Source organism: Streptococcus sp. IsoGale021 (genome assembly GCF_031142795.1).
In the GTDB taxonomy this organism is placed as follows: domain Bacteria; phylum Bacillota; class Bacilli; order Lactobacillales; family Streptococcaceae; genus Streptococcus; species Streptococcus hominis.
The window spans coordinates 1-5,417 of record NZ_JAKZJH010000019.1 but is presented as its reverse complement, the minus strand read 5'-3'; the positions used below and the strand labels follow the sequence as shown (position 1 = coordinate 5,417).

Sequence of the window (5,417 nt, the reverse complement as noted above, 5' to 3'; positions counted from 1 at the left end):
AAAATAAAAAAAGATGAAAAAAGGTATTGACAAGAGTTAAAGGAGATGATATACTAAGATAGTTGTCGCTTGAGGGGCGACAAAGACCTTTGAAAACTGAACAAGACGAACCAATGTGCAGGCGACTGTTTAAAGACAGTCCGTCAAACATTAAGAAGAAACAATAAATCTGTCAGTGACAGAAATGAGTGAGAACTCAAACTTTATATGAGAGTTTGATCCTGGCTCAGGACGAACGCTGGCGGCGTGCCTAATACATGCAAGTAGGACGCACAGTCTATACCGTAGCTTGCTACACCATAGACTGTGAGTTGCGAACGGGTGAGTAACGCGTAGGTAACCTGCCTATTAGAGGGGGATAACTATTGGAAACGATAGCTAATACCGCATAACAGTATGTAACACATGTTAGATGCTTGAAAGATGCAATTGCATCGCTAGTAGATGGACCTGCGTTGTATTAGCTAGTAGGTAGGGTAATGGCCTACCTAGGCGACGATACATAGCCGACCTGAGAGGGTGATCGGCCACACTGGGACTGAGACACGGCCCAGACTCCTACGGGAGGCAGCAGTAGGGAATCTTCGGCAATGGGGGGAACCCTGACCGAGCAACGCCGCGTGAGTGAAGAAGGTTTTCGGATCGTAAAGCTCTGTTGTTAAGGAAGAACGAGTGTGAGAATGGAAAGTTCATACTGTGACGGTACTTAACCAGAAAGGGACGGCTAACTACGTGCCAGCAGCCGCGGTAATACGTAGGTCCCGAGCGTTGTCCGGATTTATTGGGCGTAAAGCGAGCGCAGGCGGTTAGAAAAGTCTGAAGTGAAAGGCAGTGGCTCAACCATTGTAGGCTTTGGAAACTGTTTAACTTGAGTGCAGAAGGGGAGAGTGGAATTCCATGTGTAGCGGTGAAATGCGTAGATATATGGAGGAACACCGGTGGCGAAAGCGGCTCTCTGGTCTGTAACTGACGCTGAGGCTCGAAAGCGTGGGGAGCGAACAGGATTAGATACCCTGGTAGTCCACGCCGTAAACGATGAGTGCTAGGTGTTGGGTCCTTTCCGGGACTCAGTGCCGCAGCTAACGCATTAAGCACTCCGCCTGGGGAGTACGACCGCAAGGTTGAAACTCAAAGGAATTGACGGGGGCCCGCACAAGCGGTGGAGCATGTGGTTTAATTCGAAGCAACGCGAAGAACCTTACCAGGTCTTGACATCTCTCTGACCACTCTAGAGATAGAGTTTCCCTTCGGGGCAGAGGTGACAGGTGGTGCATGGTTGTCGTCAGCTCGTGTCGTGAGATGTTGGGTTAAGTCCCGCAACGAGCGCAACCCTTATTGTTAGTTGCCATCATTGAGTTGGGCACTCTAGCGAGACTGCCGGTAATAAACCGGAGGAAGGTGGGGATGACGTCAAATCATCATGCCCCTTATGACCTGGGCTACACACGTGCTACAATGGCTGGTACAACGAGTCGCAAGCCGGTGACGGCAAGCTAATCTCTGAAAGCCAGTCTCAGTTCGGATTGTAGGCTGCAACTCGCCTACATGAAGTCGGAATCGCTAGTAATCGCGGATCAGCACGCCGCGGTGAATACGTTCCCGGGCCTTGTACACACCGCCCGTCACACCACGAGAGTTTGTAACACCCGAAGTCGGTGAGGTAACCGTAAGGAGCCAGCCGCCTAAGGTGGGATAGATGATTGGGGTGAAGTCGTAACAAGGTAGCCGTATCGGAAGGTGCGGCTGGATCACCTCCTTTCTAAGGAAAAAACGGAAGCCATTGAGTTTGTCTTGTTTAGTTTTGAGAGGTCTTGTGGGGCCTTAGCTCAGCTGGGAGAGCGCCTGCTTTGCACGCAGGAGGTCAGCGGTTCGATCCCGCTAGGCTCCATTAGGATAGAATCCTACTGAACTTAATAAAGAAGTGAAGTTGCATATGAGACTAACTTCTTAGGAAAAAAAGATAAACTTCCTTGTGTTCGACGAACACAACGTCAGTTTTCTATTTTTCTACAGAAGTTTTCGCAAGCGAACCGTCTCTTAATATCCTAAAATTAGCACATTGAAAATTGAATAACGATATCAAATAGTAACAAGAAAATAAACCGAAAACGCTGTGAATATTAATGAGTATATGACTGAGAGGTCAAAGATAAGGTTAAGTTAGTAAGGGCGCACGGTGGATGCCTTGGCACTAGGAGCCGAAGAAGGACGTGACAAACGACGAAATGCCTTGGGGAGCTGTAAGTAAGCGTAGATCCAGGGATGTCCGAATGGGGGAACCCAACAGGTAGATGCCTGTTACCCGTATCTGTTAAGGATATGAGGAGGAAGACGCAGTGAACTGAAACATCTAAGTAGCTGCAGGAAGAGAAAGCAAAAGCGATTGCCTGAGTAGCGGCGAGCGAAAGGGCAAGAGGGCAAACCGAGAAGTTTACTTCTCGGGGTTGTAGGACTGCGATGTGGACTTAAAGATTATAGAAGAAGACCTTGGGAAAGGTTGCCAGAGAGAGTAAGAGCCTCGTATTTTAAATAGTCTTTATACCTAGCAGGATCCTGAGTACGGCGGGACACGAGGAATCCCGTCGGAATCTGGGAGGACCATCTCCCAACCCTAAATACTCCCTAGTGACCGATAGTGAACCAGTACCGTGAGGGAAAGGTGAAAAGCACCCCGGGAGGGGAGTGAAAGAGAACCTGAAACCGTGTGCCTACAACAAGTTCGAGCCCGTTAATGGGTGAGAGCGTGCCTTTTGTAGAATGAACCGGCGAGTTACGTTATGATGCGAGGTTAAGTTGAAGAGACGGAGCCGTAGGGAAACCGAGTCTGAAGAGGGCGCCATAGTATCATGATGTAGACCCGAAACCATGTGACCTACCCATGAGCAGGTTGAAGGTGAGGTAAAACTCACTGGAGGACCGCACCAGGGCACGTTGAAAAGTGCTTGGATGACTTGTGGGTAGCGGAGAAATTCCAAACGAACTTGGAGATAGCTGGTTCTCTCCGAAATAGCTTTAGGGCTAGCGTCGACAGAAAGATTCTTGGAGGTAGAGCACTGTTTGGGTGAGGGGTCCATCCCGGATTACCAATCTCAGATAAACTCCGAATGCCAATGAATTATGGTCGGCAGTCAGACTGCGAGTGCTAAGATCCGTAGTCGAAAGGGAAACAGCCCAGACCACCAGCTAAGGTCCCAAAATAATTGTTAAGTGGAAAAGGATGTGGGGTTGCACAGACAACTAGGATGTTAGCTTAGAAGCAGCTATTCATTCAAAGAGTGCGTAATAGCTCACTAGTCGAGTGACCCTGCGCCGAAAATGTACCGGGGCTAAAACAATTTACCGAAGCTGTGGATCCTTTAGGGGATGGTAGGAGAGCGTTCTATGTGTGGTGAAGGTGTACCGTGAGGAGCGCTGGAGCGCATAGAAGTGAGAATGCCGGTATGAGTAGCGCAAGACAGGTGAGAATCCTGTCCACCGTAAGACTAAGGTTTCCAGGGGAAGGCTCGTCCGCCCTGGGTTAGTCGGGACCTAAGGAGAGACCGAAAGGTGTATCCGATGGCCAACAGGTAGAGATTCCTGTACTAGAGTATAGAGTGAAGGAGGGACGCAGTAGGCTAACTCAAGCGTGCGAATGGAAGAGCACGTCTAAGCAGTGAGGTGTGATAGGAGTCAAATGCTTCTATCTGTAACATTGAGCTGTGATGGGGAGCGAAGTTTAGTAGCGAAGTGAGCGACGTCACACTGCCAAGAAAAGCTTCTAGCGTTAATTTATACTCTACCCGTACCGCAAACCGACACAGGTAGTCGAGGCGAGTAGCCTCAGGTGATCGAGAGAACTCTCGTTAAGGAACTCGGCAAAATGACCCCGTAACTTCGGGAGAAGGGGTGCTCAGTGTAACTGAGCCGCAGTGAATAGGCCCAAGCAACTGTTTATCAAAAACACAGCTCTCTGCTAAATCGTAAGATGATGTATAGGGGGTGACGCCTGCCCGGTGCTGGAAGGTTAAGAGGAGTGCTTAGCGGTAACGCGAAGGTATGAATTGAAGCCCCAGTAAACGGCGGCCGTAACTATAACGGTCCTAAGGTAGCGAAATTCCTTGTCGGGTAAGTTCCGACCCGCACGAAAGGCGTAATGATTTGGGCACTGTCTCAACGAGAGACTCGGTGAAATTTTAGTACCTGTGAAGATGCAGGTTACCCGCGACAGGACGGAAAGACCCCATGGAGCTTTACTGCAGTTTGATATTGAGTGTCTGTGCCACATGTACAGGATAGGTAGGAGCCAAAGAGATCGGGACGCCAGTTTCGATGGAGGCGATGTTGGGATACTACCCTTGTGTTATGGCCACTCTAACCTGGATAGGTAATCCCTATCGGAGACAGTGTCTGACGGGCAGTTTGACTGGGGCGGTCGCCTCCTAAAGAGTAACGGAGGCGCCCAAAGGTTCCCTCAGATTGGTTGGAAATCAATCGCAGAGTGTAAAGGTATAAGGGAGCTTGACTGCGAGAGCTACAACTCGAGCAGGGACGAAAGTCGGGCTTAGTGATCCGGTGGTTCCGTATGGAAGGGCCATCGCTCAACGGATAAAAGCTACCCTGGGGATAACAGGCTTATCTCCCCCAAGAGTTCACATCGACGGGGAGGTTTGGCACCTCGATGTCGGCTCGTCGCATCCTGGGGCTGTAGTCGGTCCCAAGGGTTGGGCTGTTCGCCCATTAAAGCGGCACGCGAGCTGGGTTCAGAACGTCGTGAGACAGTTCGGTCCCTATCCGTCGCGGGCGAAGGAAATTTGAGAGGATCTGCTCCTAGTACGAGAGGACCAGAGTGGACTTACCGCTGGTGTACCAGTTGTTCTGCCAAGAGCATCGCTGGGTAGCTATGTAGGGAAGGGATAAACGCTGAAAGCATCTAAGTGTGAAACCCACCTCAAGATGAGATTTCCCATAACGTTATGTTAGTAAGAGCCCTGAGAGAAGATCAGGTAGATAGGTTAGGAGTGGAAGTTGTGTGAGTAATGGAGCGGACTAATACTAATAGCTCGAGGACTTATCCGAGAAGAAGTAATGAGAACGTGAAGAGAAGCGTATGATTTTAGGGAATCAGCGCAGAAGTCATAGGGACTTCAAGCGGATTTATCTAAATCACTAGCTTTTTAGTTCGAATACAATTACTTAAGTAATGAAGGCAGATCTAGTAAGGATCTAGCTGGAGTACAATTTCATTGAGAAAGATAGCGTAGAGGTAAATCTTTTACAATTTGAGACGTTATTCAATTTTGAGTGTGTTAGATACTCAGCAGTTAAGTGACGATAGCCTAGGAGATACACCTGTACCCATGCCGAACACAGAAGTTAAGCCCTAGAACGCCGGAAGTAGTTGGGGGTTGCCCCCTGTGAGATAAGGTAGTCGCTTAGCA

The 5,417-nt window shown here is 49.3% G+C and carries 1 tRNA gene and 3 rRNA genes; all 4 read left to right on the top strand.

Annotation, left to right across the window (positions count from 1 at the left end):
• Positions 1 to 203 precede the first annotated feature (203 nt).
• The 4 genes from RG565_RS08895 to rrf all read left to right on the top strand — a co-directional run bounded on the left by RG565_RS08895 (position 204) and on the right by rrf (position 5,416).
• Positions 204 to 1,759, top strand: a 16S ribosomal RNA gene (locus RG565_RS08895).
• Between the two features lie 56 nt (positions 1,760 to 1,815).
• Positions 1,816 to 1,888: transfer RNA gene (locus RG565_RS08890), tRNA-Ala, on the top strand.
• A 265-nt stretch (positions 1,889 to 2,153) separates the two neighbouring features.
• A 23S ribosomal RNA gene (locus tag RG565_RS08885) occupies positions 2,154 to 5,055 on the top strand.
• 245 nt (positions 5,056 to 5,300) lie between these two features.
• Positions 5,301 to 5,416 (top strand): 5S ribosomal RNA (gene rrf / locus RG565_RS08880).
• The 16S, 23S and 5S rRNA genes sit together here with 1 tRNA gene alongside, the layout of an rRNA operon.
• The last annotated feature ends 1 nt before the right edge of the window (position 5,417 follow it).